General features: G+C 70.1%; 22 protein-coding genes and 1 other RNA gene. 15 read left to right on the top strand and 8 right to left on the bottom strand.

The features are described from left to right. Positions 1–3: 3 nt before the first annotated feature. Positions 4–1,857, bottom strand: coding sequence for an ABC transporter transmembrane domain-containing protein (locus I5731_RS16335; protein WP_197312569.1), 1,854 nt, complete (start codon positions 1,855–1,857; stop codon positions 4–6). A 316-nt stretch (positions 1,858–2,173) separates the two neighbouring features. Here I5731_RS16335 and rpmE point away from each other — a divergent pair, with 316 nt between their 5' ends. Then, complete coding sequence (gene rpmE / locus I5731_RS16330; RefSeq protein ID WP_197312475.1) at positions 2,174–2,398, top strand: 50S ribosomal protein L31; 225 nt, start codon at positions 2,174–2,176, stop codon at positions 2,396–2,398. A gap of 77 nt (positions 2,399–2,475) precedes the next feature. On the opposite strand, the gene I5731_RS16325 is transcribed toward rpmE, so the two are convergent. The 4 genes from I5731_RS16325 to tkt all read right to left on the bottom strand — a co-directional run bounded on the left by I5731_RS16325 (position 2,476) and on the right by tkt (position 8,219). Then, complete coding sequence (locus I5731_RS16325) at positions 2,476–3,366, bottom strand: alpha/beta fold hydrolase (RefSeq protein WP_197312474.1); 891 nt, start codon at positions 3,364–3,366, stop codon at positions 2,476–2,478. A 281-nt stretch (positions 3,367–3,647) separates the two neighbouring features. Beyond that, the gene (locus tag I5731_RS16320) at positions 3,648–4,844 is read right to left on the bottom strand and encodes a phosphoglycerate kinase (protein ID WP_197312473.1); all 1,197 of its coding nucleotides are present in this window, start codon (positions 4,842–4,844) and stop codon (positions 3,648–3,650) included. Positions 4,845–5,031: 187 nt separating this feature from the next. Then, on the bottom strand, positions 5,032–6,039 hold the full coding sequence (gene gap, locus I5731_RS16315; RefSeq protein WP_197312472.1) for a type I glyceraldehyde-3-phosphate dehydrogenase: 1,008 nt from the start codon (positions 6,037–6,039) through the stop codon (positions 5,032–5,034). A gap of 191 nt (positions 6,040–6,230) precedes the next feature. Next, a complete protein-coding gene (gene tkt / locus I5731_RS16310) occupies positions 6,231–8,219 on the bottom strand; it encodes a transketolase (RefSeq protein WP_197312471.1) in 1,989 nt (662 codons plus the stop codon). Between the two features lie 387 nt (positions 8,220–8,606). Here tkt and I5731_RS16305 point away from each other — a divergent pair, with 387 nt between their 5' ends. The 9 genes from I5731_RS16305 to I5731_RS16265 all read left to right on the top strand — a co-directional run bounded on the left by I5731_RS16305 (position 8,607) and on the right by I5731_RS16265 (position 15,535). Continuing rightward, positions 8,607–8,888: a DUF4164 domain-containing protein gene (locus tag I5731_RS16305; protein WP_197312470.1), complete on the top strand. Its 282-nt coding sequence runs from the start codon at positions 8,607–8,609 to the stop codon at positions 8,886–8,888. 74 nt (positions 8,889–8,962) lie between these two features. Next, on the top strand, positions 8,963–9,331 hold the full coding sequence (locus I5731_RS16300; protein ID WP_197312469.1) for a cell division protein ZapA: 369 nt from the start codon (positions 8,963–8,965) through the stop codon (positions 9,329–9,331). Positions 9,332–9,427: 96 nt separating this feature from the next. Further along, positions 9,428–9,583, top strand: a non-coding RNA gene (ssrS, locus tag I5731_RS16295) — 6S RNA. A gap of 340 nt (positions 9,584–9,923) precedes the next feature. After that, positions 9,924–10,562: a 5-formyltetrahydrofolate cyclo-ligase gene (locus I5731_RS16290; RefSeq protein WP_197312468.1), complete on the top strand. Its 639-nt coding sequence runs from the start codon at positions 9,924–9,926 to the stop codon at positions 10,560–10,562. After that, on the top strand, positions 10,559–11,383 hold the full coding sequence (locus tag I5731_RS16285; protein ID WP_197312467.1) for a TIGR00282 family metallophosphoesterase: 825 nt from the start codon (positions 10,559–10,561) through the stop codon (positions 11,381–11,383). The genes I5731_RS16290 and I5731_RS16285 overlap by 4 nt, the downstream gene beginning before the upstream one ends. A gap of 151 nt (positions 11,384–11,534) precedes the next feature. Further along, positions 11,535–12,755, top strand: a complete 1,221-nt coding sequence (locus I5731_RS16280; protein ID WP_197312466.1) for an OpgC family protein — start codon at positions 11,535–11,537, stop codon at positions 12,753–12,755. A gap of 164 nt (positions 12,756–12,919) precedes the next feature. Beyond that, positions 12,920–13,669, top strand: a complete 750-nt coding sequence (locus I5731_RS16275; RefSeq protein ID WP_197312465.1) for a YebC/PmpR family DNA-binding transcriptional regulator — start codon at positions 12,920–12,922, stop codon at positions 13,667–13,669. Between the two features lie 340 nt (positions 13,670–14,009). Further along, entirely contained in the window at positions 14,010–14,771 is a 762-nt protein-coding gene (locus tag I5731_RS16270) for a sulfite exporter TauE/SafE family protein (RefSeq protein WP_197312464.1), read from the top strand. Between the two features lie 167 nt (positions 14,772–14,938). After that, positions 14,939–15,535 carry a glutathione S-transferase family protein gene (locus I5731_RS16265; RefSeq protein ID WP_197312463.1) on the top strand — a complete coding sequence of 199 codons (597 nt, stop codon included), beginning with the start codon at positions 14,939–14,941 and terminating at the stop codon, positions 15,533–15,535. A gap of 43 nt (positions 15,536–15,578) precedes the next feature. On the opposite strand, the gene I5731_RS16260 is transcribed toward I5731_RS16265, so the two are convergent. From I5731_RS16260 to I5731_RS16250, 3 genes are all read right to left on the bottom strand, one after another. Beyond that, the gene (locus tag I5731_RS16260) at positions 15,579–16,592 is read right to left on the bottom strand and encodes a hypothetical protein (protein ID WP_197312462.1); all 1,014 of its coding nucleotides are present in this window, start codon (positions 16,590–16,592) and stop codon (positions 15,579–15,581) included. A 380-nt stretch (positions 16,593–16,972) separates the two neighbouring features. Continuing rightward, positions 16,973–17,953: a hypothetical protein gene (locus tag I5731_RS16255; RefSeq protein WP_197312461.1), complete on the bottom strand. Its 981-nt coding sequence runs from the start codon at positions 17,951–17,953 to the stop codon at positions 16,973–16,975. 274 nt (positions 17,954–18,227) lie between these two features. Next, positions 18,228–18,695 carry an Lrp/AsnC family transcriptional regulator gene (locus I5731_RS16250; protein ID WP_197312460.1) on the bottom strand — a complete coding sequence of 156 codons (468 nt, stop codon included), beginning with the start codon at positions 18,693–18,695 and terminating at the stop codon, positions 18,228–18,230. Between the two features lie 131 nt (positions 18,696–18,826). Here I5731_RS16250 and I5731_RS16245 point away from each other — a divergent pair, with 131 nt between their 5' ends. The 5 genes from I5731_RS16245 to ruvB all read left to right on the top strand — a co-directional run bounded on the left by I5731_RS16245 (position 18,827) and on the right by ruvB (position 23,162). Further along, entirely contained in the window at positions 18,827–19,819 is a 993-nt protein-coding gene (locus I5731_RS16245; RefSeq protein ID WP_197312459.1) for a DMT family transporter, read from the top strand. Beyond that, complete coding sequence (gene ruvC / locus I5731_RS16240; protein WP_197312458.1) at positions 19,816–20,331, top strand: crossover junction endodeoxyribonuclease RuvC; 516 nt, start codon at positions 19,816–19,818, stop codon at positions 20,329–20,331. The genes I5731_RS16245 and ruvC overlap by 4 nt, the downstream gene beginning before the upstream one ends. Positions 20,332–20,474: 143 nt before the next feature. Then, positions 20,475–21,092 carry a Holliday junction branch migration protein RuvA gene (gene ruvA / locus I5731_RS16235; protein WP_197312457.1) on the top strand — a complete coding sequence of 206 codons (618 nt, stop codon included), beginning with the start codon at positions 20,475–20,477 and terminating at the stop codon, positions 21,090–21,092. A 220-nt stretch (positions 21,093–21,312) separates the two neighbouring features. Continuing rightward, positions 21,313–22,020, top strand: coding sequence for a hypothetical protein (locus I5731_RS16230; protein WP_197312456.1), 708 nt, complete (start codon positions 21,313–21,315; stop codon positions 22,018–22,020). Further along, a complete protein-coding gene (gene ruvB, locus I5731_RS16225) occupies positions 22,017–23,162 on the top strand; it encodes a Holliday junction branch migration DNA helicase RuvB (RefSeq protein ID WP_197312455.1) in 1,146 nt (381 codons plus the stop codon). The genes I5731_RS16230 and ruvB overlap by 4 nt, the downstream gene beginning before the upstream one ends. The last annotated feature ends 31 nt before the right edge of the window (positions 23,163–23,193 follow it).

Raw genomic sequence — 23,193 nt, 5'->3', positions numbered from 1 at the left:
CCCTCAGAGCACCGGCCGCGCCCCACCATCCGCGAACTGCAGCCGCGCCAGCTTGGCGTAGAGGCCGCCCTTCGCCACCAGCTCCTCGTGCGTGCCCGTTTCGGCGATCCGCCCGGCGTCCATCACGAGGATGCGGTCGGCGGCCTGGACGGTGGCGAGGCGGTGGGCGATGACGAGGGTGGTGCGGCCGCGCATCAGGCGCTCGAGGGCCGTCTGGACGAGGCTTTCGCTCTCGGCGTCGAGGGCGGAGGTCGCCTCGTCGAGGAGGAGGACCGGGGCGTCCTTCAGGATGGCGCGGGCGATGGCGATGCGCTGGCGCTGGCCGCCGGAGAGGGTGACGCCGCGTTCGCCGAGCAGGGTGTCGAAGCCCTCGGGCAAGGCGTCGATGAAGCCGGTGGCGAGGGCGTCCTCGGCGGCGGCGCGCAGCTCGGCGTCGCTGGCGTCGGGGCGGCCGTAGCGCAGGTTCTCGGCGGCACTCGCCGCGAAGATCACCGTATCCTGCGGCACGATGGCGATGCGGCGGCGGACCTCGATGGGGTCGGCGCGGGCGACGTCGACGCCGTCGACGAGGACGCGGCCGGCGGTCGGGTCGTAGAAGCGCAGCAGCAGGTGGAACAGCGTCGACTTGCCGGCGCCCGACGGGCCGACGATCGCCACCGTCTCGCCGGGCGCGACCTCGAACGATATGTCGCGGATGACGCCGACGTCGGGGCGGCCGGGATAGCTGAAGGCGACGCCCTCGAAGGCGAGCGCGCCGTGCGGCGGCACAGGCAGGGGCAGCGGATCGGCCGGCGGCGCGATCGCCGGCTTTTCCTCGAGCAGTTCGGCGAGGCGCTCGGCGGCGCCGGCGGCCTGCGAGATTTCGCCCCAGACCTGGCTGAGTTCGCCGAGCGCGCCGGCGGCGAACACCGAATAGAGCACGAACTGGCCGAGGGCGCCGGCGGTGATGCGGCCGGCGAGCACGTCCTGCGCGCCGATCCACAGCACCGCGACGACGGAGGCGAAGATGACGAAGATCGCGAACGCGGTGAGGACGGCACGCGCCTTCATCTGCGAGCGGGCGGCCTGGAACGCCTTCTCGACCTCGCCGGCGAAGCGCCCGGTGGCGAACACCTCGTTGGTGAAGGCCTGCAGCGTGCGCACCGCGCCGATCGCCTCGGAGGCATAGGCGGCGGCGCCGGCGAGCGTATCCTGCGCGAGTCGGGCCCGGCCGCGCACCGTGCGGCCGAACCAGACCAGCGGCAGCACGATGACGGGGATCGCCAGCAGCACGAAGGCGGACAGCCGCGGGCTCGTCACCACCATCATCGCGGTCGCGCCGACGAAGAGCACGAGGTTGCGCAGGGCGATCGAGGCGCTGGCACCGACGGCGGACTTGATCTGCGTCGTATCCGCGGTGAGGCGCGAGACCACCTCGCCCGACTGGGCGGTGTCGAAGAAGGCCGGCGACAGGCGGGTGAGGTGTCGGAAGACGTCGGCGCGCAGATCCGCGACGACGCGCTCGCCGATCCAGATCACGAAGTAGTAGCGCAGCGCCGAGGCGCCGGCGAGGGCGGCGACGACGGCGATGAGGACGAGGAAATAGCGGTCGATGAACTCGGCGTTCTGGCCGGAGAAGCCGAAATCGATCATCCGGCGCACGGCGAGCGGCACGGCGAGCGTCGCGCCCGCGGCGGCGACCAGGGCGAAGATCGCGATCGCGACCTGCGGCCGGTAGCGGCCGACATAGGGCACCAGCGTCCTCAGGGGCCGGAGCGAGCGTCGCCGCTCCGCCTTCGCCTTCGCCTCGTCCGCCACGCGCTGCCTCCGCCGTCCGTCCGCCCTCGAGGGCACCGCTCTGCCGCGGCGCGGGAGCATGACCATGCCCGTTCCGGCTTGGCAAGGGCGGCGGGGTGGGGAACGGCCGCGAAAGCCCGGCTGCCGGGCGGTTGCGCGGCTTGTATCCGCCCGCATCCTGCGCTATACGGGCGCCCGAAACACGTGTCCTTCGAGGACGGCGTCGCAACCGCCGTTTTCGTTGCCGGACGGCGGCTTCTCGATGGGGTAGTGTCCCGGCGAGCGGCGGACCGTTACGAACGACGCGGCGCATTCTCATCACGACGCATGCCGCAAGGGCCGTCCAAACGGCTTCGGCATGCCCGGCAACACGCCGGTGCCGGAAGGAACAGATGACATGAAGCAGGGCATCCACCCCAAGTACCACGCCATCAAGGTCGTGATGACCGACGGCACCGAGCTCGCCATGCGCTCGTGCTACGGCGCCGAGGGCGACACGCTCAACCTCGACATCGACCCGAAGTCGCACCCGGCCTGGACCGGCGGCACCCAGCAGCTGCTCGATCGCGGCGGCCGCGTCTCGCGCTTCAAGTCGAAGTTCGGCGGCCTGTTCGGCGGCTGATTTCGGCGTCCGTCAGAATTCGAAAAGGCCCCGGTCGCGAGACCGGGGCTTTTTTGTTGCCCGTTTTCCGGGGCGGGTCAGGTTCGGCGGACGAGGTCGAGCACCGCCGTCGCAAACGCCTCGGGCGCTTCCTGCGGCAGGTTGTGGCCGGCGCCAGCGACGAGGCGGCGGTCGTAGGGGCCACTGAAATGCGGCGCGTCGGGATCGGCCGCGCCGGGCGGGTCGACGCCGTCGTCACCGCCGAGCAGCACGATGGCCGGGACAGCGATGTCCGGCTGCGCCGCCAGCCGCGCCTCGATGCCGGCATAGGCGGGATCGCCGGGGATGCCGCCGAAGCGGTGGCGGTAGGAGTGGATCACGATCTCGACGAAGTCGGGATTGTCGAACGACGCCGCCGAGCGCTCGAAGGTCGCGTCATCGAAGGCCCAGCTCGGCGACCAGAGCTGCCAGATGAAGCGGCAGACGCCGCGGCGGTTGTCTTCCAGCGCCCGGCGGCCGCGTTCGGAGTGGAAATAGTACTGGTACCAGTAGCGGGCTTCTTCCTCGGGCGGCACGGGAGTGCCGGCGGCGGCGATGTTCTGGATGTTGTAGCCGGCGCCGCAGCTCACCAGCCCCAGCGAGCGCTCCGGCCAGAGGGCGGACACGATGCACGCTGCCCGCCCGCCCCAGTCGTAACCGCCGAGGATCGCGCGCTCGAGGCCGAGTGCGTTCATCAGCGCCAAGAGGTCCGCCCCGAGCGCCGCCTGTTCACCGGAACGCATGGTGGTCTCATCGAGGAAACGGGTGGCGCCGTAGCCGCGCAGGGACGGCACGATGCTGCGCACGCCGGCGGCGGCGAGGTGGTCGGCGACCTCGTCGTAGGCATGGGCGTCGTAGGGGAAGCCGTGCAGCAGGACGGCGGGGATGCCATCCGCCGGGCCGGTGTCGGTGTAGGCGATCTCGAGCACGCCGGCGGATACGGATTTCATCTGGGCTCCCTCGCTGCAGGTGGGGCGGGAGGGGCGTGCGTCCCGTCCTGAGCTGACGAGATGCTTTGCCGTGTGGCCTCCCCCCTCCCTGACCCTCCCCCGCTTCGCAGGAGAGGGGACGATGGGCGATAGGGCTTTCGCGAAACAAGGATCGCGCCGAAGCGAAGCGCAGCTGAAGCGGGGACACTCACCTCCTGCGTCCCCTCTCCTGCGCAGCGGGGGAGGGACAGGGAGGGGGGAGGCAGCACGGCATGAAGCCTGCGCCGCCCCCCAAAAAAACCTCACCCCTTCGTCAGCGCCGCGACGCCCGGCAGTTCCTTGCCTTCCATCCACTCGAGGAAGGCGCCGCCGGCGGTGGAGACGTAGCTGAAGTCGCCGGCGACGCCGGCGTGGTTCAGCGCCGCCACCGTGTCGCCGCCGCCGGCGACCGAGACGAGGTGGCCGCTGCGGGTGCGCTCGGCGGCATGGCGGGCGGCGGCGACGGTCGCCTTGTCGAACGGGGTGAGTTCGAAGGCGCCGAGCGGGCCGTTCCAGAGCAGGGTGTGGGCGTCGTCGATCACCGAGCGGATGCGCTCGATCGACTGCGGCCCGAGGTCGAGGATCATGCCGTCGGCGGGGATCCCGTCGAGGCCGTAGGCGTGGTTCGGTGCCTCGGCGGCGAAGTGCCAGGCGACGATGGCGTCGACGGGCAGCACGATCGCGCATTTTGCGGCTTCCGCCTTGGCCATGATGCGGCGGGCGGTGTCGGCGAGGTCGTGCTCGCACAGCGACTTGCCGACGCCGGCGCCCTGCGCGGCGACGAAGGTGTTCGCCATGCCGCCGCCGATCACCAGCGCGTCGACCTGGCCGACGAGGTGCTCCAGCACGTCGATCTTCGACGACACCTTGGCGCCGCCGACGATCGCCACCACCGGGCGCTTCGGGGAGCCGAGCGCCTTTTCCAGCGCTTCGAGTTCGGCCTGCATGGTGCGACCGGCATAGGCGGGCAGCACGTGGGCGAGGCCTTCGGTCGAGGCATGGGCGCGGTGGGCGGCGGAGAAGGCGTCGTTGACGTAGGCGTCGCCGTTTTCGGCGAGCGCCGCGACGAAGTCGGCGTCGTTCTTCTCTTCGCCCTTGTGGAAGCGGGTGTTCTCGAGCAGCAGGATCTCGCCCGGCCCGAGCGCCGCGACGGCCGCGGCCGCCGCCTCGCCGATGCAGTCCTCGGCGAAGGCGACCGGCTTGCCGACGGCTTTCGCCAGCGGCGCCACGACGGGCTTCAGGCTGTCCTCGGCCTTCGGCTGGCCCTTCGGGCGGCCGAAATGGGCGAGCAGGATCACCTTGGCATGGGCGCGGACGAGGTCGCGGATCGTCGGCACGATGCGGTCGATGCGGGTGGTGTCGGTGACGTGGCCGTTTTCCATCGGCACGTTGAGGTCGACGCGGACCAGCACGCGCTTGCCGGCGAAATCGGCGTCGTCGATCGTCTTGAAGGCGGCCATCGGGGTCTCTCCCGGTTCATCGGTCGGAGCGCCCGGCCTCGTCCTTCGAGACGGCCCTCGCGGGCCTCCTCAGGATGAGGCCTTCGGTGCGGTGCCAGAGTTCCGCCATCCGGCCAGTTCCCTCACCCTGAGGAGGCCCGCGAGGGCCGTCTCCAAGGGCGCGGGAACCGGCCGGACGGCGGACGGGTCAGAGCGTCCGGGCGATCGCCACGGCGGTGTCCGACATGCGGTTCGAGAAGCCCCACTCGTTGTCGTACCAGGCGAGGATGCGCACGAAGGTGCCGTCCATGACCTTGGTCTGGTCCATGTGGAACGTCGACGAATGCGGGTCGTGGTTGAAGTCGATCGAGACGTTCGGGTCGTTGGTGTAGCCGAGGATGCCCTTCAGCTTGCCGTCGGCCGCCGCCTGGATCGCCGCGTTGATCTCGTCCTTGCTCGTCGCGCGCTTCGCGATGAACTTGAAGTCGACGACCGAGACGTTCGGGGTCGGCACGCGGATCGAGACGCCGTCGAGCTTGCCGTTCAGTTCCGGCAGCACGAGGCCGACGGCCTTGGCGGCGCCGGTCGAGGTCGGGATCATCGACATCGCCGCGGCGCGGGCGCGGTAGAGGTCCTTGTGCATCGTGTCGAGCGTCGGCTGATCCCCCGTGTAGGAGTGGATCGTCGTCATGAAGCCCTTCTCGATGCCGATCGCCTCGTGCAGCACGAAGGCGACGGGGGCGAGGCAGTTGGTCGTGCACGAGGCGTTCGAGATCACGGTGTGCTCGGCGGTGATCTTGTTGTGGTTGACGCCGAAGACGACGGTGAGGTCGGCGCCGTCGGCCGGGGCCGAGACGAGCACGCGCTTGGCGCCGGCGGTGAGGTGCGCCGAGGCCTTGTCCTTCGAGGTGAAGATGCCGGTGCATTCCAGCGCGATGTCGACGCCGAGTTCGCCGTGCGGCAGCTCGGCCGGGTTGCGCACCGCGGTCACCTTGATCGGGCCGCGGCCGACGTCGATGGTGTCGCCCGAGACCGTGACGGAGCCGGGGAACCGGCCGTGCACAGAATCGTAGCGCATCAGGTGCGCGTTGGTCTCGACCGGGCCGAGGTCGTTGATCGCCACGACCTCGATGTCGGTCCGGCCCGATTCGATGATCGCCCTGAGCACGTTGCGCCCGATGCGGCCGAAGCCGTTGATCGCCACCTTCACAGCCATGGTCCTGTCGCTCCTCGCTTGGGTTCGGCTTCGCGGCGGCACGGACGCTGGTTGCCCCCGCGCTCAGCAGCGCGGGTGTGGTCCGATGGCCGGCGGATCGCCGTCGTTGGTTGTCTAGCTGCGGCCGCCCCACCCCGACCGCCGGATCAAGCCTGCGGCCGCCCCGCGTGGGGCGGCCGGATCGAAGCGGCTCAGCCGCCGAGCTTCTTCGTCGCCGCGGCGGCGATCGCCTTCGGCGTGATGCCGAAGTGCTCGTAGAGCTTGTCGGCCGGGCCGGAGGCGCCGAAGCTGGTCATGCCGACGAACAGGCCGTCGCTGCCGATGATCGCATCCCAGCCGAGCCGGATCGCCGCCTCGACGCCGATCTTCACCTTGGCGGTGCCGATGGTCTCGGCGCGGTATTCCGGCGACTGCGCCTCGAACAGCTCGAAGCAGGGCACCGAGACGACGCGGGTCGGATGGCCGGCCTCGTCGAGCAGCGCCTTGGCGGCAAAGGCGATCGCGACCTCGGAGCCGGAGGCGAACAGCGACACCTCGGCCTCGCCGTCGGCGGGCGCCGCTTCGTAAGCGCCGAGCGAGACCTTGTTCTCGCTCGAGGTTTCGGTGCGGAACGCCGGCAGGTTCTGGCGCGACAGCGACAACAGGCTCGGGTTGCGCTCGAGGCCGAGGGCGGCCTCCCAGGCTTCCAGCGTTTCCACCGCGTCGCCGGGGCGGAAGACGTAGAGGTTGGGGATCGCGCGCAGCGAGGCGAGGTGCTCGACCGGCTGGTGCGTCGGGCCGTCCTCGCCGAGGCCGATCGAATCATGCGTCATCACGTAGATGGCGCGGATCCGCATCAGCGCCGCGAGGCGGATCGCCGGGCGGCAGTAGTCGGTGAAGACGAGGAAGGTACCGCCGTAGGGCACGAAGCCGCCGTGCAGCGCGATGCCGTTCATGGCGGCGGCCATGCCGAACTCGCGGATGCCGTAGTAGATGTAGCGGCCGTCGAAGTCGCCGGGCACGATCGGCTTCTGCGACTTCGCCTTGGTGAAGTTCGACGCGGTCAGGTCGGCCGAGCCGCCGAGCAGTTCGGGGGCCGCGGCGGCGAGCACCTGCAGCGCGTTCTCGGACGCCTTGCGGCTGGCGAGATTGGGCTTCTCGGAAACGAGCTGCGCCTTGTAGGCGGCGATCTTCTCGGCAAGGTCCGACGGCAGGTCGCCGCGGATGCGCCGGTCGAAGGTGGCGCGCGTCTCGGCGGGCAGCGCCTTGAAGCGCTTCTCCCACTCTTTTCGGCCGTGGCCGGCCTTGAGGCCGGCGAGGCGCCAGGCGTCGCGGACTTCGGCGGGGATCTCGAACGGCGCGTAGGACCAGCCGAGCTTCTCGCGCGCGCCTTCGATCTCGGTGCCGCCGAGCGGGGCGCCGTGCACGGCATGGCTGCCGGCCTTGGTCGGGGCGCCGTAGCCGATCACCGTCTTCGCGGCGATCAGGGTCGGCTTCTTCGAGGTCTTGGCGCGTTCCAGCGCCGCGGCGATCGCGGCCGGGTCATGGCCGTCGATGCGCTCGGCGCGCCAGCCGGACGCCTCGAAGCGGGCGACGTGGTCGATCGAGGTCGAGACCGAGGTGTGGCCGTCGATGGTGATACCGTTGTCGTCGAAGATCACGACGAGCTTCGACAGGCCGAGGTGGCCGGCGAAATCGATCGCCTCGTGGCTGATGCCTTCCATCAGGCAGCCGTCGCCGGCGATCACATAGGTGTAGTGATCGACGAGGTCGTCGCCGTATTCCGCATTGAGAATGCGCTCGGCGAGCGCCATGCCGACGGCGGTGGCGAGACCCTGGCCGAGCGGGCCGGTGGTGGTCTCGATGCCTTCGGCGTGGCCGTATTCGGGATGGCCGGCGGTCTTCGAGCCGAGCTGGCGGAAGTTCTTCAGGTCGTCGAGCGTCATGTCCTCGACGCCGAGGAGATGCAGCACCGAGTAGATCAGCATCGAGCCGTGGCCGGCCGAGAGCACGAAGCGGTCGCGATCGGGCCACAGCGGGTTGGCCGGATCGAACTTCAGGAACTTCGTGAAGAGAACGGTGGCGATGTCCGCCGTTCCCATCGGCATGCCGGGATGGCCGGACTTGGCCTTTTCCACCGCGTCCATTGCGAGCGCGCGGATCGCGTTCGCCATTGCGGTGTGTTCGGCGGTATCGAGCATGTCGGGAGCCTCGGGAATTGCGAGCGGGTGCCGTGGAATGATCGGCTGTCCGGCTGGCGGAACGATGGCGGCGCGGGAGATCGCCGCGGTTGAAGGCGGGCCGCCGGGACGCCCGGGTCGGCGGCGGCCGCTGGGCCGCCTGCCGGGCGACGCCGGCCCGTCCGCGTGCGGCCTTTGCGAAGGCCGCCCGATCAATAGCAGGACGCCGGTTCCTGTCAATCAGACTGCCGGCCGACGCCACCCGGCGCTTTGCCGGCATTTGCCGGTGGCGCCAATGCGCCGACGGCGATTGCGCCCGGGCGCCGGCTGTGGCACCCGTTGGCGAATCGTGGTCATGATGAAAACAGGTGCAGCCGCGCGACCGGCAGCGGCGGCTGGAGACGGTGCATGTCCGAGGGCGGTGCGTTCGAGGCGGCGATGCGTGAACTGGAGTCTGCCCTCGGGCGGCTCGAGCAATCCGTCACGCGCCGACTGGCGGCGGATCGCAGCATCGTCGATCTGGAAGAAGAGCTCGCCCGCCTCGGCGAAGATCGTTCCCGGCTCGCCCAGGACCTCGACGCCTCGGCCGCCCGGGCCGGCCGGCTCGAGGACGCCAACCGCGAGGTCTCCCGCCGGCTGGTGGCGGCGATGGAATCGATCCGCGCCGTGCTCGATGCGCACGGCGGCTGAGGCGTGGGCGCCGGTGCCGCATTCCCCTGTCCTTCAATCGCGCCGGCCCGATCGCCGGCAAAGGTGAGTTCCCGATGGCGCAGGTGACCGTCACGATCGCGGGCAAGACCTACCGCATGGCCTGCGACGACGGGCAGGAGGAGCACCTGTTCGGCCTCGCCCGCCGGCTCGACGAGACCATCGACGAGCTCCGCCGCGTCTTCGGCGAGATCGGCGACCAGCGCCTCATCGTGATGTCGGCGATCACCATCTTCGACCGGCTGTCCGAGACCGAGCGGCGCCTGCGCGGGCTCGAGGCCGAAGTGACCAGCCTGCGCGAGAGCCGCGACCGGCTGATCGACCGGCACGGCTCGGTGGAAAACCAGCATTCCCAACGGATCGCGTCGGTGGCCGCGCGCATCGACGCCCTCGCCGCGGCGCTGGACAAGAACGCGCGCGAGTGACGCCGCGGCCGGGCGTTGGACCGGCGCGGATATCTTTCGGCCTTGTCCGGCGATGCCACTGGCCGCCGCCGTCGAAGCCGCCTATATTCGGGGTCGGCGTTGCTGCGCGGTGCGTCAGGAACTCTTATCCCCGGGGCCTTATCGATCCGAACGGGGGCTGTCCCTGACTGGGCCCGTGGGCCTGGACATACGGCTCCCACCTACGCTGTAGGTTTCCCGGGATCGACATTCCGACGGCCGAGGCGGCACGCCGACCTGATTTCTTGGTGATTGCGGTTCTGGACGCAGCGCGGCGCCCTGACGGCGCGGCTGCTGCCCCCTCCCTGTCCCTCCCCCGCTTCGCAGGAGAGGGGACGCCGGAGGTTAGATCGCCTTCCACCGAAAGGCTTTCGCTTCGGCGCGACCTCCGCTGTTCGAAAGTCCTCTCGCCCATCGTCCCCTCTCCTGCGAAGCGGGGGAGGGACAGGGAGGGGGGAGGCCACACGGCACGAAGCGCAACCCGCCCATCCCCTACCTCATCTCCTTTGCGGCTTGACCAACCGCCCCGGCGTGCGCCTCATGGCGCCGATCAAGCGTGCGGAGCGGAGAGTCCATGGCGGTGGGGCGTAACCCGGCGGGGGCCGGAGGGGAGGGGGCTGCGGCGGCGAAGGCGCGGCTGAGGGCCGAGCGGCTCGCCGCGCGGGACGCGATGCCGGAGGCCGCGCGCGCCGCCGCATCGCTGGCGCTCGCCCGCCACGCGGAGCGGCTGGCGCTGCCGCCGGGCTGCGTCGTCAGCGCCTTCCTGCCGATCCGCTCCGAAATCGACCCGCGGCCGCTGCTGGACGCGCTGCACCAGCGGGCGGGCATCCGCATCGGCCTGCCGATCATCCTGAAGACCGGCGGTCTGTTCTTCCGGGCGTGGACGCCGGGCGACGCGCTGGTGCCGCTCGGCTTCGGCACCTCGGGCCCCGCCGGATCGGCGCCCGTCGTGGTGCCCGACCTCGTGCTCGCGCCGCTGTCGGCCTTCGACCGCCGCGGCGGCCGGATCGGCTACGGCAAGGCGCACTACGACCAGACCATCGCCCGCTTCCACGCCGAAGGGCATTTCCCGCGCGTCGTCGGCCTCGCCTTCGCCTGCCAGGAGGTGGGCGCGGTGCCGGTCGAGCCGCACGACATTCCGCTCGAAGCCGTGCTGACCGAGGCCGAATGGATCGACGCGGCGCCGGCCGCCGGCGGGGAGGCGCACGCATGAGACTGCTCTTCATCGGCGACGTCGTCGGGCGCAGCGGGCGCAACGTGCTGGCCGAGCGGCTGCCGGGGCTGGTGGCCGACCACCGGCTCGACTTCGTCGTCGTCAACGGCGAGAACGCCGCCGGCGGCTTCGGCATCACCGAGGAGATCTGCCAGACCTTCCTCGACGCCGGCGCCGACGCCGTGACGCTCGGCAACCATGCCTTCGACCAGCGCGAGGCGCTGGTCTTCATCGCAAGGCAGGACCGGCTGATCCGGCCGGTCAATTTCCCGCCCGGCACCCCCGGCCGCGGCGCCAATCTCTTCATCGCCCGCAACGGCGCCCGCGTGCTGGTCATGAACGTCATGGGCCGGGTGTTCATGGACGCGATGGAGGATCCGTTCCGCATGGTGGCGGCGGAACTCGACGCCTGCCCGCTCGGCGAGCAGGCCGACGCCGTGCTGATCGACGTGCACGCCGAGGCGACCAGCGAGAAGCAGGCGCTGGCACATTTCGTCGACGGGCGGGCCAGCCTCGTCGTCGGCACCCACACCCACGTGCCGACCTCCGACCACCGGATTCTTGCCGGCGGCACCGCCTACATGTCGGATGCCGGCATGACCGGCGACTACGACGGCGTGCTCGGCATGGAAAAGGACGAGCCGATCCACCGCTTCCTCACCAAGGTGCCCTCGCAACGCTTCCAGCCGGCGGCGGGGCCGGCGACGCTGTCGGGCGTCGCGGTCGAGGTCGACGATGCGACCGGGCTCGCGACGGCGATCGAGCCGCTGCGCCTCGGCGGCGTGCTCGCCGAGCACATGCCGAGCTTCTGGCGCAGCTGACTGGCGCCCATCCTCCATTTCAGCGCCCGGACACCGGCGCTGGCCTCCGCTCCCGTCCCACCTGCCCGCCGTGGAACATCGCCATGGAACACGGAACCCTCGGCGACGTTCAAAGACCGAGGGGTACAGGTCAGGGACAAGGAACGTGACGATGAACCGGCTTGCGCCCCTTGACGGAATGCGGGGATACTTCCTCGTCTTCATGATGCTCAACCACCTGATTTTCACGGGCGGCCTGATGCTCGTGAAGCTCAATCACGGCGAGCTCGGATACGTTCAGGACGCGCAGGGCTTCGTGTTCCTCTCGGGCCTGCTGATCGGCCTCGTCTACGCCCGCCAGATGCAGAAGAACGGCTACGCCCCCGCCGCGACCAAGATCCGGCGACGCGCCTTCGAGCTCTATCGCTGGGCGCTGATCTGCATCTTCGGCATCATTGCGGTCGGCTTCCTGCTGCCGCAGTCGCATGTGTTCTGGAACAACTGGCTCGACCGGCTCGCCCATAACGACCCGGGCTTCATGGTCGCGGCGGCGTCGCTGCTGTTCCAGCCGGTGTTCATGGATATCCTGCCGCAGTACATCGTCTACCTGCTGGTCGCGCCGCCGCTGGTCTGGCTGTGCATCACCGGCCGCGCCTGGTACGTCGCGCTCGGCTCCGGCTTCCTGTGGCTCGCCGTGCAACTCGGCCTGCATCTGCCGCTGCGCGACGCCATCGACGGCACGCTGGCGGCCCTCTGGCCGGGCCTGCGGCTGCAGGCGCACTTCAACATCTTCGCCTGGCAGGTCGTGTTCATGTCCGGCCTGGTGCTCGGCAGCCTCACCGCGGTGAAGGCGATCGACTGGAAGGCGGTGCTGTCGCCGGAGAAGCCGCAGTTCGCGGTGGCGGCGCTCGGCTTCCTCGTGCTCTTCGCCATCGTCCGGCTGATGATCGTCTATGGCCCGATGCCGGAAGCGATCGTCGAGCGGATCGGTTCGCGCGACGTGCGCGGCGAGTTCAGCCTGCAGTATCTCGTCAACTTCGCGGTGTTGGGCTACCTGATCGCCTGGCTGATGGTGGCTGGCGTGCGCTCGGCCAATCCGGTTGCCGCGATGGCCGGCCGCGGGCTGCACCGGCTGTTCACGCTGCCGTTCCTGCAACTGATCGGGCGCCACTCGCTGCAGGTCTATGTCTGGCACGTCTTCGTCGTCTACATGGTCCGCGCCATCGACCAGAGTGTCGCGCCTATGTCCGAGCCGGTGAAGACCGCGATCGCGCTGACGGCGATCGCCTCGCTCGCCATTCCCGCGCTGTGGCGCGAGCGGGCGACCTGGTTCGGCAGCGCCCCCGCTCCGGTTCCCGCCAAGGCGCCGGCCAAGCAGGCGCGCTCGGCCTGATATCGCTCTCCCGTTCGGCCCGGCCCTGGCGCCGGGCCGGCGCCCCGGCTGGATTTTCGGCGGCTCCGCCCCTATAAGAGGCCGGATTTTCCGTTTCCGACCTATGGAGAGGACGCCGAAACGCGTACCGCGGCCCGACTGCGGTGCGACATGGCGGGGCGAGCATGGCAGGACATAGTCAGTTCAAGAACATCATGCACCGCAAGGGTGCACAGGACGCGAAGCGGGCGAAGGTGTTCGCCAAGCTCGCGCGCGAGATCACGGTTGCCGCGAAGGAAGGCGGCCAGGACCCGGCGATGAACGCCCGCCTGCGCCTCGCGATCCAGAACGCCCGCGCCGAGAACCTGCCCAAGGACAACATCGAACGCGCCATCAAGAAGGCGAGCGGCAACGACGGCGACAACTTCATGGAAGTCCGCTACGAGGGCCGCGGCCCCGGCGGCGTCGCGGTGATCGTCGAGGCGCTCACCGACAACCGCAACCGCACCGCATCCGCCGTCCGCTCGTACTTCGCCAAGAACGGCGGCGCGATGGGCGAGACCGGTTCGGTGTCGTTCATGTTCGACCGCGTCGGCCAGATCGTCTACAAGCCGGCCGCCGGCTCCGCCGACGCGATGCTGGAGGCGGCGATCGAGGCGGGCGCCGACGACGTTAAGTCGGACGAGGACGGCCACGTCGTCACCTGCACCTTCGAAGCGCTCGGCGAAGTGTCGAAGGCGCTGGAGTCGAGCCTCGGCGAGGCCGATGTCGTGAAGGTGGTCTGGCTGCCGCAGACGTCGACCGCGCTCGACGAGGAAAAGGCGCAGACCATGCTGAAGCTCATCGACACGCTCGAGGACGACGACGACGTGCAGAACGTCTTCTCGAACTTCGAGGTGTCGGACGAGGTGATGGCCAAGCTCTCGGCCGCCTGAGCGCCGTGCTGCCGGGAGCGCCCCGATCCGGCGGCGGTCACGGCTGCCCGGATCAGTCAGTGGCGACGCCCGGTACGCCTGGCCTCGCCCTTCGAGACGGCCGTCCGGGCCTCGTCCAGATGAGGCTCAGGGGATTTTCGTTTCCTGGCAAGCGCTTATCCTTTTCCCTCGTCCTGAGGACGGCGCGAAGCGTCTGTCTCGAATGACGAGGGAAAAGCCCGAGCGCCGGGCTGAAGCGCGCTGAGCTCCTTTTCGCCGATCTGCGAGATCTGGCAATGATCGTCACGACTTGCACAAGGAACGCGGCGGCTCTTCCGAGCAGCAGGACTGCGGCCAGCCCATGACCGCCTTCGCAGCCTCGATCCTCGCACTCCTCGCCGATCCCGCCGTGCTGGTCGCGCTCGGCGCCGCTCTCGTCGGCGGCATGGTGCGGGGCTTTGCCGGCTTCGGCGGCGCGCTCGTCTTCATTCCCATCGCGGCCGCCGCCGTCGGACCGGCGGTCGCCGCCCCGGCGTTGCTGCTCTTTGACGGCATCGGCACGCTGCCGCTGCTGCGCCGGGCGTGGCCGGCGGCCGACCGCCGCGTCGTGCTGCCGATGGCGGCCGGGGCGCTGCTGTTCGTGCCGGTCGGCGCCTTCGTGCTGCTGACCCTCGACGCGGTGCCGCTCCGCTGGCTGATCTCGGGGCTGATCGCCGCCGCCGCCCTGATGATCGGCGCCGGGCTGCGCTGGCCCGGCCCGCCGAAGCTCGGCGCCTCGCTCGGCGTCGGCGCCGTCGCCGGCTTCTGCGGCGGGCTGGCGCAGATCTCCGGGCCGCCGGTGGTGCTCTATCTGCTCGGCGGCGGCGGCAGCGCGGCGGCGACCCGCGCCAGCGTGTTCGCCTTCTTCGGCATCAACACGATCACCAGTTTCGTCACCTACGCGGTCTCCGGCCTGCTGACCCGCGAGGTGCTGCTGCTCGCGCTGCTCTACGGCCCGGTCTATGCGATCGGCCTCTTCTTCGGCAGCCGGCTGTTTCCCATCGCGCCGGAACGGTTCTACCGCCGGCTGGCGCTCGGCCTGATCCTCGCCGCGGCCGTGCTCGGCTCGCCGCTGGTGCGCTGACGGTGTCCCGGCCGCATGGGCAGCCGGGACACCTTGAGTTCAACGCGCGTCAGCGGATCGACACGGCGCTCCGGAACTTGCCGTCGCCGACGGCAGCAGTGGGCGGCGAGCTTGCGAGATGCTTGGCCGTTGGGTAAGTTCACCCTATGTTCCAGCAGGAGGTTACGATGAAGCTCTACTGGTGCCCGCAGTCGCGCGCGACGACGGCCGTCTGGCTGATGGAGGAGGCGGGTGTCGCCTATGAGCGGGTGCTGATCGACATCCGCACGGGCGCGCAGGCGGTCGACGCCTACCGGGCGATCAATCCGATGATGAAGGTGCCGGCGCTGGTCGATGGCGAGGCGGTCGTCGCGGAGACCGGGGCGATCTGCGCCTATGTCGCCGACCGGGTGCCGGAGGCGGGCCTCGCGCCGGCGATCGGCGACCCGGCGCGCGGGCGCTACCTGCAGTATCTGGTGTTCGCCTCGTCGTGCATCGAACCGGCGATCGCGCAGATCTTCACGAAGATGGAGATCCCGAGCGGATCGGCCGGCTGGGGCAGCGCCGAGCGGGTGTTCAACGTGCTCGAGGGCGAATTGCAGAAGGGCGACTGGATCCTCGGGGACAGGTTCTCCGCCGCCGACATCGTCATCGGCGCCGGCCTGCGCTTCGCCGCCCGCCAGTTCAAGCTCGTGCCGGAACGCCCGGCCTTCACGGCCTATCTCGACCGCTGCGAGGCACGCCCGGCGCTGCAGCGGGCATTGGCGATCTCGGAGGCGAACTGACGAAGTCGGTCCGCCGCCGGGACGCCAGAGCCCGCGCCGAGGGTCAGGGCCGCAGCGGTGTGATCGCCACCGCAGCGCCGATCGGGCGCGGGCAGCCGACGCCGTTGCGGTCGAGCAGGATGCGCAGCCGCGTGCGGTTGTACTCGGAGCCGACGGTCGCGCGCACGACATCGTGCTTCGACAGGTTCCAGCCGTACAGATTGCCGTTCCAGTCGCTGTCGTGGGCCGGTGAGCCGGGACCGGCGATGGCGAAGCCGTTCACCGACGTGATTTCCTTCGACATGTTGTAGTCGCGCCCGGTTCGATCACTGCGGCCCCCGCCATGACCGAACTGGTGCAGGAGCACCGTCTGGTAGGTCCCCGGCAGCGCCGGTAGACGCAGCGTGGTGATCAGCCGGTTCCAGTTTGCGTCGTGGGTGATGCCGTCGTAGAGCGCGACGACATCGCTGCCGGTGCCGATGACGAACAAGGTGGCGCCGTACCAGATCGGGAGCCATTTTTTTCCCGGCACACTGGCGTTACCGTCGCTGGCGCTGGGACGCGGCGAGACCGGAGAGATCAGATAGAGCCCGTTGCCGGTGACGACACTGCCCGGGACCTGGGCGCGGAAAACGCGAGCATGCTGACCGACGACCCCGCATACCGGCCAGTTTCCGATCAGTTCACCCTGCATTTCGACCGGCTGCGCGGCGGGATTGGGATGGCTGCGCTGCATCGATATCCGCGAGCTTTCCATTGCGCTGGGTGATCCATGCGCGAGGTACGACCAGTAGATGTAGGACGCGCGGACCCGGCCGGTCATGTTGTCGATCTGGATGGCGGACTGCGGACGCGCGGCCATGCCGGTGCCGCCGCTGGAGAGACTGGCGCCGCGGAAGGTGAAAGTCGGAAACGCAATGCCGTGGTTTACGGTGTCCTGGAACGTGTAGCCGGGCGACACCTCCTCGGCGCTCGCCGCGGGGGTGGCGGCCGCACCGGCCAGCATCGCGGCGACGAGAACCGAAATGGCGCAGCGAACGATCCTGTGACGCATGAAAATGTTCGAAACTGTCGACATGATGTCTGATCCTCGCATCGTCCTGAAGTCTCGCCTGGTACCGATCTATCGCACGCACGACACGCGCTTTTCGTCGTTTGCTACCGGCGAAGAGTTTCGACGTGCATGAAGGCCATTGAAGATTAACGTCGGGTGCCCAAGCATTGTCATTTCGCGGCCTACTTGAGCACTTGTCGTGTCGTCAGACGACTTTCCGGCTACAGGAGCCGCGTGTTTCGGCCAACCCAACGAACGGCGGCTCAGTTGTCGAGCCGGCCTTCTGCAGATCTCTCGGTAGATTGTGGACGCTGCCGCGTGATGTCCCGACCGCAGGCCCCGGCATTCCCGGAGGCAGACCGATGAGATCCGTCCGCCTCCGGAATCGACGGCAGGCTCAAGGCTCAGGGATGCCGTTCGGGCGTGATCGCCACGGCGGCACCGAACGGCCGCGGGCAGTCGTTGCCGTTGCTGTCGAGCAGGATGCGAAGCCGCGAACGGTTGTACTCAGAGCCCTCGGTCGTCCGCAGCACCTCATGCACGCTGTGGTCCCATCCGAAGAGGTTGGGGCCTGCGGTGGCGCCGTTCCAGTCGCTGTCGTTGGCCGGCGAGCCGGGGCCGGCGATACGCACGCCGTTGACCGTCGTGATCTCCGCGGACACCTTGTTGACGGGGTCGGGGCTGTCGGTCCGCGATCCGCCGGTACCGAACTGGTGCAGCTTGACCGACCGATAGGCCTCCGAGACCGCCGGCAACCGCAGCGTCGCGACGAGCCGGCTCCAGCTCTGGTCGCGTGACGCGCCATCGTAGATCGAGACCACGTCGTTGCCGGTGCCGATCACGAACAGCGAAGCCCCGAACCAGAGCGGGGTCCGCTTCTGTCCCGGTACGCCGCCGTTGCCGTCGATGTCGCCCTGCAGGCTCCGGTCGGGTGCGATCAGATAGATGCCGTTGCCGATGACGACGCTGGTCGGCACCCGCGCGCGGAAGGCGCGGACGGATCGGCCGCTGATCCCGCAGGCGGGCCAGCTGCCGACGCGCTCGCCCGTCAGTTCGACGGCTTCGGCCGCCTCGTTCGGATAGACGCGGCGGATCGAAAGCTTGCTCTCGGTGTCGGCGTACGGCGTCTCCCGCGCGTAGGACCAGTAGATGTAGGCCGTGCGGACCCGACTGGTCACGTTGTCGATCTGGATCGCGGCCCGGCCGCGCGACAGCATTCCGGTGCCGGCGCCGACGAGCGTCGCGCCGCGGAAGGTGAACGTCGGCAGCACGACGCCGAGGTTCAGCGTGTTGACGTAGGTGGTCGAGGCAGGCGACGCCTCCTCGGCCTGCGCCGCAGGCATTGCCGCCGCGCCGACCAGGGCGGCCGCGAGCAGGGCGGTCACAACATTCCGGGCGCGTTTGCCGCCCATCAACTTGCTCAGAAATATCGACATCTCTGCAACCCTCACGCTGGTCTTTAACTTGGGATGCCGGAACGGTAGCACACGCATTGCACGAAATTTTCGGCGATGTTTAGCGGCTGATGACTTCTTGTGTTCATGGCGAATATTAATGGTTAACGCCGGGGCGGCTCAGGCATGCGCAGGACCACCTGCGCGCTGCCGCGCCTGTGGATGTCTCCGGCGTAACTGCAGGTTGCGTTTGCGGCCGCCGCGCTCACACCGGCAGCGGGGCCTGGTCCTTCACCGTACGGATCGCGAAGTTGGAGCGGACGTCCTCGACCATGTTGAGGGTGATCAGGCGCTCGGTGATCCAGTGCTCGTAGGCCTCGAGGTCGGGCATCGCGACCTCGAGCAGGAAGTCGGCCTGGCCCGATACCATGTGGCAGGCGACCACCTCGGGCATCGCCGCCAGCGCCGCCGACAGCGACAGCATCTCCTCGCGGTTCTGGTGCGTGGCGCGCAGGCTGACGAAGACGGTGAGGCCGAGGCCGGCCTTCTTGCGGTCGACGATGGCGCGATAGCCGCGGATCACCCCCTCGCTCTCGAGGTTCTTCACCCGCCGCAGGCAGGGGGAGGGGGAGAGCGCGATGCGGTCGGCGAGCTCCACATTGGTCAGGCGACCGTCCTCCTGCAGGTGGCGCAGAATCTTGCGGTCGGTGCCGTCGATCGCATCGCGTGGCATATCCGGCTGGTTCCTCAGGATAGACTTGGCAGAAGATGCCAGTATTGAAGCAAATCGGGGCACAGATGGCAAGGACACGCCCCGGCTTCCTTCGCTAGCTTCTCTCCATACCGATCCGATGGAGACCGCCGATGCACCCGGCATTCGTTCCCGCCCTCACCGCCGCGCTGCAGGCGATGGTCCGCCGCCTCGGCGCCTCGCCGATGGCGGGTGTCGTCGCCGCGCTGGCGACGGTGGCGGGGTGGACGACCTGGGTGGTGGGCACGCGCCATGCGATGGCGTCGGGGGCGATCGAGATCGATCCGGCCGGGCTCGCGGTGATCCGCTTCGGCATTGCTGCGCTGGTGCTGGCGCCGATCTGGCTCAAGACCGGCCTGAAGCCGAAGGGCGTCGACATCACCACGCTCGCCGGCCTGCTCTGCGCCGGGGCGCCGTTCGTCGCCTTTGTCTCGGCCGGCCTCGGCTTTGCCCCCGCCGTGCAGTCGGCGCCGATCATCACCGGCCTGATGCCGATCGCGGTCGCGATCCTCTCCGCCCTGATGCTCGGCGAGCGGCTGTCGCGTGGCCGGGTCATGGGCCTTGCCGTCGTCGGCGCCGGCATCGCCGTCGTCATGGCCGGTGGGCTGCTCGCCGGCGGGCCGGCCTGGCGCGGCTACGGCCTGTTCTTCATGGCGGCGCTCGCCTGGGCCGCCTATTCGGTGTCGCTGAAGCGCAGCGGCCTCGGCGCGCTGCAGGCGGCGGCCGTCGTCGCGGTGTGGTCGTTCCTCATCGTGCTGCCCTGGGGCTTCGGCTCGCTGGCCCACGCGCTCGCCACGGCGCCGGTCTCGGCGATCGCCGGGCAGGTGGTGGTCCAGGGGCTGATCGCCGGCGTGTTCTCGATCGTCGCCTTCAGCCTCGCCGCCAACCGGCTCGGCGCCTCCCGCGCCAGCGCCATCACGGGCTTCACCCCCGTCGCCGTGCTCGCCGCCGCCGCGATCCTGCTCGGCGAGCGCTTCGAGGCGGCCACCGTCGCCGGCGTGGTGATCACCGGCTTCGGCGTGGTCGCGGCGAGCGGCCTCGTGCCCGTGGTCGCCGCGCGGCTCTGGTCGCTCCGGCCGAAGCGGGCTACCTCTTCGCAGGCATGACCACACCGATTCGCATCATTGGCATCGACCCGGGGCTTCGGCGCACCGGCTGGGGCGTCATCGACGTGCTCGGCAATTCGGTGCGCTTCGTCGCGTCGGGCGTCGTCACCTCGGACGGCGGCGACGAACTCGCGCCGCGCCTCGTCCAGCTCCACGACGGTCTCGACGCCGTGCACGAGCACTATGGTCCGGTGGAGGCGGCGGTCGAGCATACCTTCGTCAACAAGGACGCCGGCGCGACGCTAAAGCTCGGCCAGGCCCGCGGCATCGCGCTGCTGGTGCCGGCCCGGCGCGGCTTGCTGGTTGCCGAATACGCGCCGAACGCGGTGAAGAAGGCGATCGTCGGCGCGGGCCACGCCGAGAAGATCCAGATCCGCATGATGGTGAAGGTGCTGATGCCGAAGGCGACCTTCGACACTGACGACGCGGCGGACGCGCTCGCCATCGCGCTCACCCACGCCCACCATCGCGGCGTCGCCTCCGGGCGCATCGCCCGCGCCGTGGCGATGTGATCGATGTTCTTGACTTGTTCTCCTGATGCGCTATCGTCCGGGTCGGGTGTCGCGGCAGCGGCGATCGGGCTGCCGGAGCATCCGTTGCGGGCGGACGCGTCCGGACGAAACGCTGCGGGCGGGCAAGCGATGAGCGGCGCGGCATGATCGGCAAACTGAAGGGCCTCGTCGATTCCTTCGGCGACGACCACATCGTGATCGACGTCGGCGGCGTCGGCTATGTCGCGCATTGCTCGGGGCGGACGCTGCAGCGCCTGCCGCGAGCGGGTGAGGCGGCCGTGCTGTGGATCGAGACCTATGTCCGCGAGGACATGATCCGGCTCTACGGCTTTGCCACCGAGGCCGAGCGCGAGTGGTTCCGGCTGCTGATGACGGTGCAGGGCGTCGGCGCCAAGGTGGCGCTCGCCGTGCTCGGCGTGCTGGCGCCGGGCGAACTCGCCACCGCGATCGCGCTGAAGGATCTCACCGCGATCGCGCGGGCACCGGGCGTCGGCAAGCGCGTCGCCGAGCGCATCGCGATCGAGCTGAAGGACAAGGCGCCGGGCTTTTCGGACGCCGACCCGGCGGCGTTGCGGCTGGCGCAGGACGCGGCCGAGCCGCGCTCGCGCGGCCCGGCGGGCGATGCGGTGTCGGCGCTGGTCAACCTCGGCTACGCGCAGCTGCAGGCGGCGGCAGCGGTCGCCGCGGCGGGGCGTTCGGCCGGGGAGGGGGCAACGACGGAAACGCTGATCCGGCTCGGCCTCAAGGAACTCGCGCGCTGATCCGGCGCCGCGCCGCGGACGGGACCGGGCGGAAAAACCACATGAGGACGGCGCGTTGCCGTCATGCGTCGGCGGCGGCGCGTGCGGCGCGACATGGCCGGGGACGATCTGCTATCAAGGCGCGATCGGGGCCGGATGCAGCGCAGCATCGCGGCGGGGTCCGGTGGCGTGACGATCGTGCGCGCGGCCGGACCGACTGGCGTTTCGGGGAGTTGGCGCGATGTACGGCTTGTTTCGCGGCCTGATGGTCATCCTGTTCTTCCTCGTCTGGCTGGCGCTGTGGCAGGCGCTGGCGGTGGCGATCATCGCGCTCGGGCCGCTGTCGACCGGCATGACGCCGGAGCAGCTGCCGAGCCTGATCCCGACCGGCGAGGGCACGCCGTCGCCCTTCGTGATCGCGGCGGGCGCCGCGGCGGTCGCCAATCTCTTCCTCGCGATGACCGCGATGCTGATCTCCGAGCACGTCCACAGCGTCGGCCGCTTCGTCGGCGCCTGCTTCAAGGCGGCGATCTGGTTCGTCGTGCTGGTCGGCGGGCCGTTCGCCGCCTTCCTGTGGCTCGGCGGCGAGATGGCGCCGGCCGACAAGATCACGCCGCTGGCCGCGCTCGTCGGCGCCATCCTCGGCGCGACGCTGGTGACCTCGATCCTGCTGTCGCTGCCGTTCCTCTGGTGGGTCAGCGAGCGGCCGCGCCACAAGCGCCATCACAAGAAGCACAAGCACGTCGAGCCCGTGCTCACCGATGCGCCGGCCGCGGGGCCGGTGACGGGGCCGACGACGGGACCGACGACGGGGCATGTGACGCCGCAGCAGGCCGCCCCGGTGCCGGCGCCGGCGCCGAGCCCTGTGTCGGCGCCCCGGCCGGCTCCCGCCGCGTCGTCCGCGGCGATGCCGTTCGAGGGCGAGCCGCCGGCCCGGGCGCCGGCATGAGCGCTCGCGCGAGCGGAGGCGGGTCACGGCCGGGTGGTCCGGCGCGCGGCGGCAAGATCGCCGCCGGCCCCGGCCTGGGTCCCGGTCCCGGCCTCGGCGCCGACGACCCGTCGGTGCGGCTCGTCTCGGGCGCCGCGCAGGGTGAGGATGCCGACACCTCGATCCGCCCGAGCCATCTCGCCGAGTTCGTCGGCCAGTCGGCGGCGCGGGCCAACCTGCAGGTGTTCATCGACGCCGCCAAGGCGCGCGGCGACGCGCTCGACCATGTCCTGTTCGTCGGTCCGCCCGGGCTCGGCAAGACGACGCTGGCGCAGATCGTGGCGCGCGAGCTCGGCGTCAACTTCCGCGCCACCTCCGGCCCGGTGATCGCCAAGGCCGGCGACCTCGCGGCGCTGCTGACCAATCTCGAAGAGCGCGACGTGCTGTTCATCGACGAGATCCACCGCATGAGCCCGGCGGTGGAAGAAATCCTTTATCCGGCGATGGAGGATTTCCAGCTCGACCTGATCATCGGCGAGGGCCCGGCGGCGCGCTCGGTGCGGATCGATCTCGCGAAGTTCACGCTGGTCGGCGCGACCACCCGGCTCGGCCTGCTGACCACGCCACTGCGCGACCGCTTCGGCATTCCGGTGCGGCTCGAGTTCTACACCACCGAGGAACTGGAGCGGATCGTGCTGCGCGGCGCGCGCATCCACGGCATCGGCATGACGCCGGACGGCGCGACCGAAATCGCGCGGCGCTCGCGCGGCACGCCGCGCATCGCCGGCCGGCTGCTGAGGCGCGTGCGCGATTTCGCCGTCGTCGCCGGCAAGTCGGCGATCGACCGCGAGACGGCGGATGCGGCACTGACGCGCCTCGACGTCGATTCGATCGGTCTCGACGCGCTCGACATGCGCTACCTGACGACGATCTCCGGCTCCTTCGGCGGCGGCCCGGTCGGCATCGAGACGATCGCCGCGGCGCTGTCGGAGCCGCGCGACGCGATCGAGGAGATCGTCGAGCCCTTCCTGATCCAGCGCGGCTTCGTGCAGCGCACGCCGCGCGGCCGGCTGCTCACCCCGCACGCCTTCCGCCACCTCGGCCTCGCCGTGCCGAGCGGGCCGGAGCTGCCGCAGTTCCAGCTGTTCGACGACGCCGACTGACTTTCGCCTTTTGGGAAGACCCGGAGCCCGG

The organism is Methylobrevis albus (assembly GCF_015904235.1).
GTDB classification, from domain to species: domain Bacteria; phylum Pseudomonadota; class Alphaproteobacteria; order Rhizobiales; family Pleomorphomonadaceae; genus Methylobrevis_A; species Methylobrevis_A albus.
This window is presented reverse-complemented; position numbering and strand designations above follow the sequence as displayed.

Coding starts and splice junctions, on each gene's coding strand:
- I5731_RS16290 (WP_197312468.1), top strand. CDS start 9,924: ATGGCGGTGGGGCGTAACCCGGCGGGGGCCGGAGGGGAGGGGGCTGCG.
- I5731_RS16275 (WP_197312465.1), top strand. CDS start 12,920: ATGGCAGGACATAGTCAGTTCAAGAACATCATGCACCGCAAGGGTGCA.
- ruvA (WP_197312457.1), top strand. CDS start 20,475: ATGATCGGCAAACTGAAGGGCCTCGTCGATTCCTTCGGCGACGACCAC.
- rpmE (WP_197312475.1), top strand. CDS start 2,174: ATGAAGCAGGGCATCCACCCCAAGTACCACGCCATCAAGGTCGTGATG.
- I5731_RS16280 (WP_197312466.1), top strand. CDS start 11,535: ATGAACCGGCTTGCGCCCCTTGACGGAATGCGGGGATACTTCCTCGTC.
- ruvC (WP_197312458.1), top strand. CDS start 19,816: ATGACCACACCGATTCGCATCATTGGCATCGACCCGGGGCTTCGGCGC.
- tkt (WP_197312471.1), bottom strand. CDS start 8,219: ATGCTCGATACCGCCGAACACACCGCAATGGCGAACGCGATCCGCGCG.
- I5731_RS16250 (WP_197312460.1), bottom strand. CDS start 18,695: ATGCCACGCGATGCGATCGACGGCACCGACCGCAAGATTCTGCGCCAC.
- ruvB (WP_197312455.1), top strand. CDS start 22,017: ATGAGCGCTCGCGCGAGCGGAGGCGGGTCACGGCCGGGTGGTCCGGCG.
- I5731_RS16305 (WP_197312470.1), top strand. CDS start 8,607: ATGTCCGAGGGCGGTGCGTTCGAGGCGGCGATGCGTGAACTGGAGTCT.
- I5731_RS16325 (WP_197312474.1), bottom strand. CDS start 3,366: ATGAAATCCGTATCCGCCGGCGTGCTCGAGATCGCCTACACCGACACC.
- I5731_RS16260 (WP_197312462.1), bottom strand. CDS start 16,592: ATGTCGACAGTTTCGAACATTTTCATGCGTCACAGGATCGTTCGCTGC.
- I5731_RS16285 (WP_197312467.1), top strand. CDS start 10,559: ATGAGACTGCTCTTCATCGGCGACGTCGTCGGGCGCAGCGGGCGCAAC.
- gap (WP_197312472.1), bottom strand. CDS start 6,039: ATGGCTGTGAAGGTGGCGATCAACGGCTTCGGCCGCATCGGGCGCAAC.
- I5731_RS16230 (WP_197312456.1), top strand. CDS start 21,313: ATGTACGGCTTGTTTCGCGGCCTGATGGTCATCCTGTTCTTCCTCGTC.
- I5731_RS16270 (WP_197312464.1), top strand. CDS start 14,010: ATGACCGCCTTCGCAGCCTCGATCCTCGCACTCCTCGCCGATCCCGCC.
- I5731_RS16335 (WP_197312569.1), bottom strand. CDS start 1,857: ATGCTCCCGCGCCGCGGCAGAGCGGTGCCCTCGAGGGCGGACGGACGG.
- I5731_RS16265 (WP_197312463.1), top strand. CDS start 14,939: ATGAAGCTCTACTGGTGCCCGCAGTCGCGCGCGACGACGGCCGTCTGG.
- I5731_RS16300 (WP_197312469.1), top strand. CDS start 8,963: ATGGCGCAGGTGACCGTCACGATCGCGGGCAAGACCTACCGCATGGCC.
- I5731_RS16320 (WP_197312473.1), bottom strand. CDS start 4,844: ATGGCCGCCTTCAAGACGATCGACGACGCCGATTTCGCCGGCAAGCGC.
- I5731_RS16245 (WP_197312459.1), top strand. CDS start 18,827: ATGCACCCGGCATTCGTTCCCGCCCTCACCGCCGCGCTGCAGGCGATG.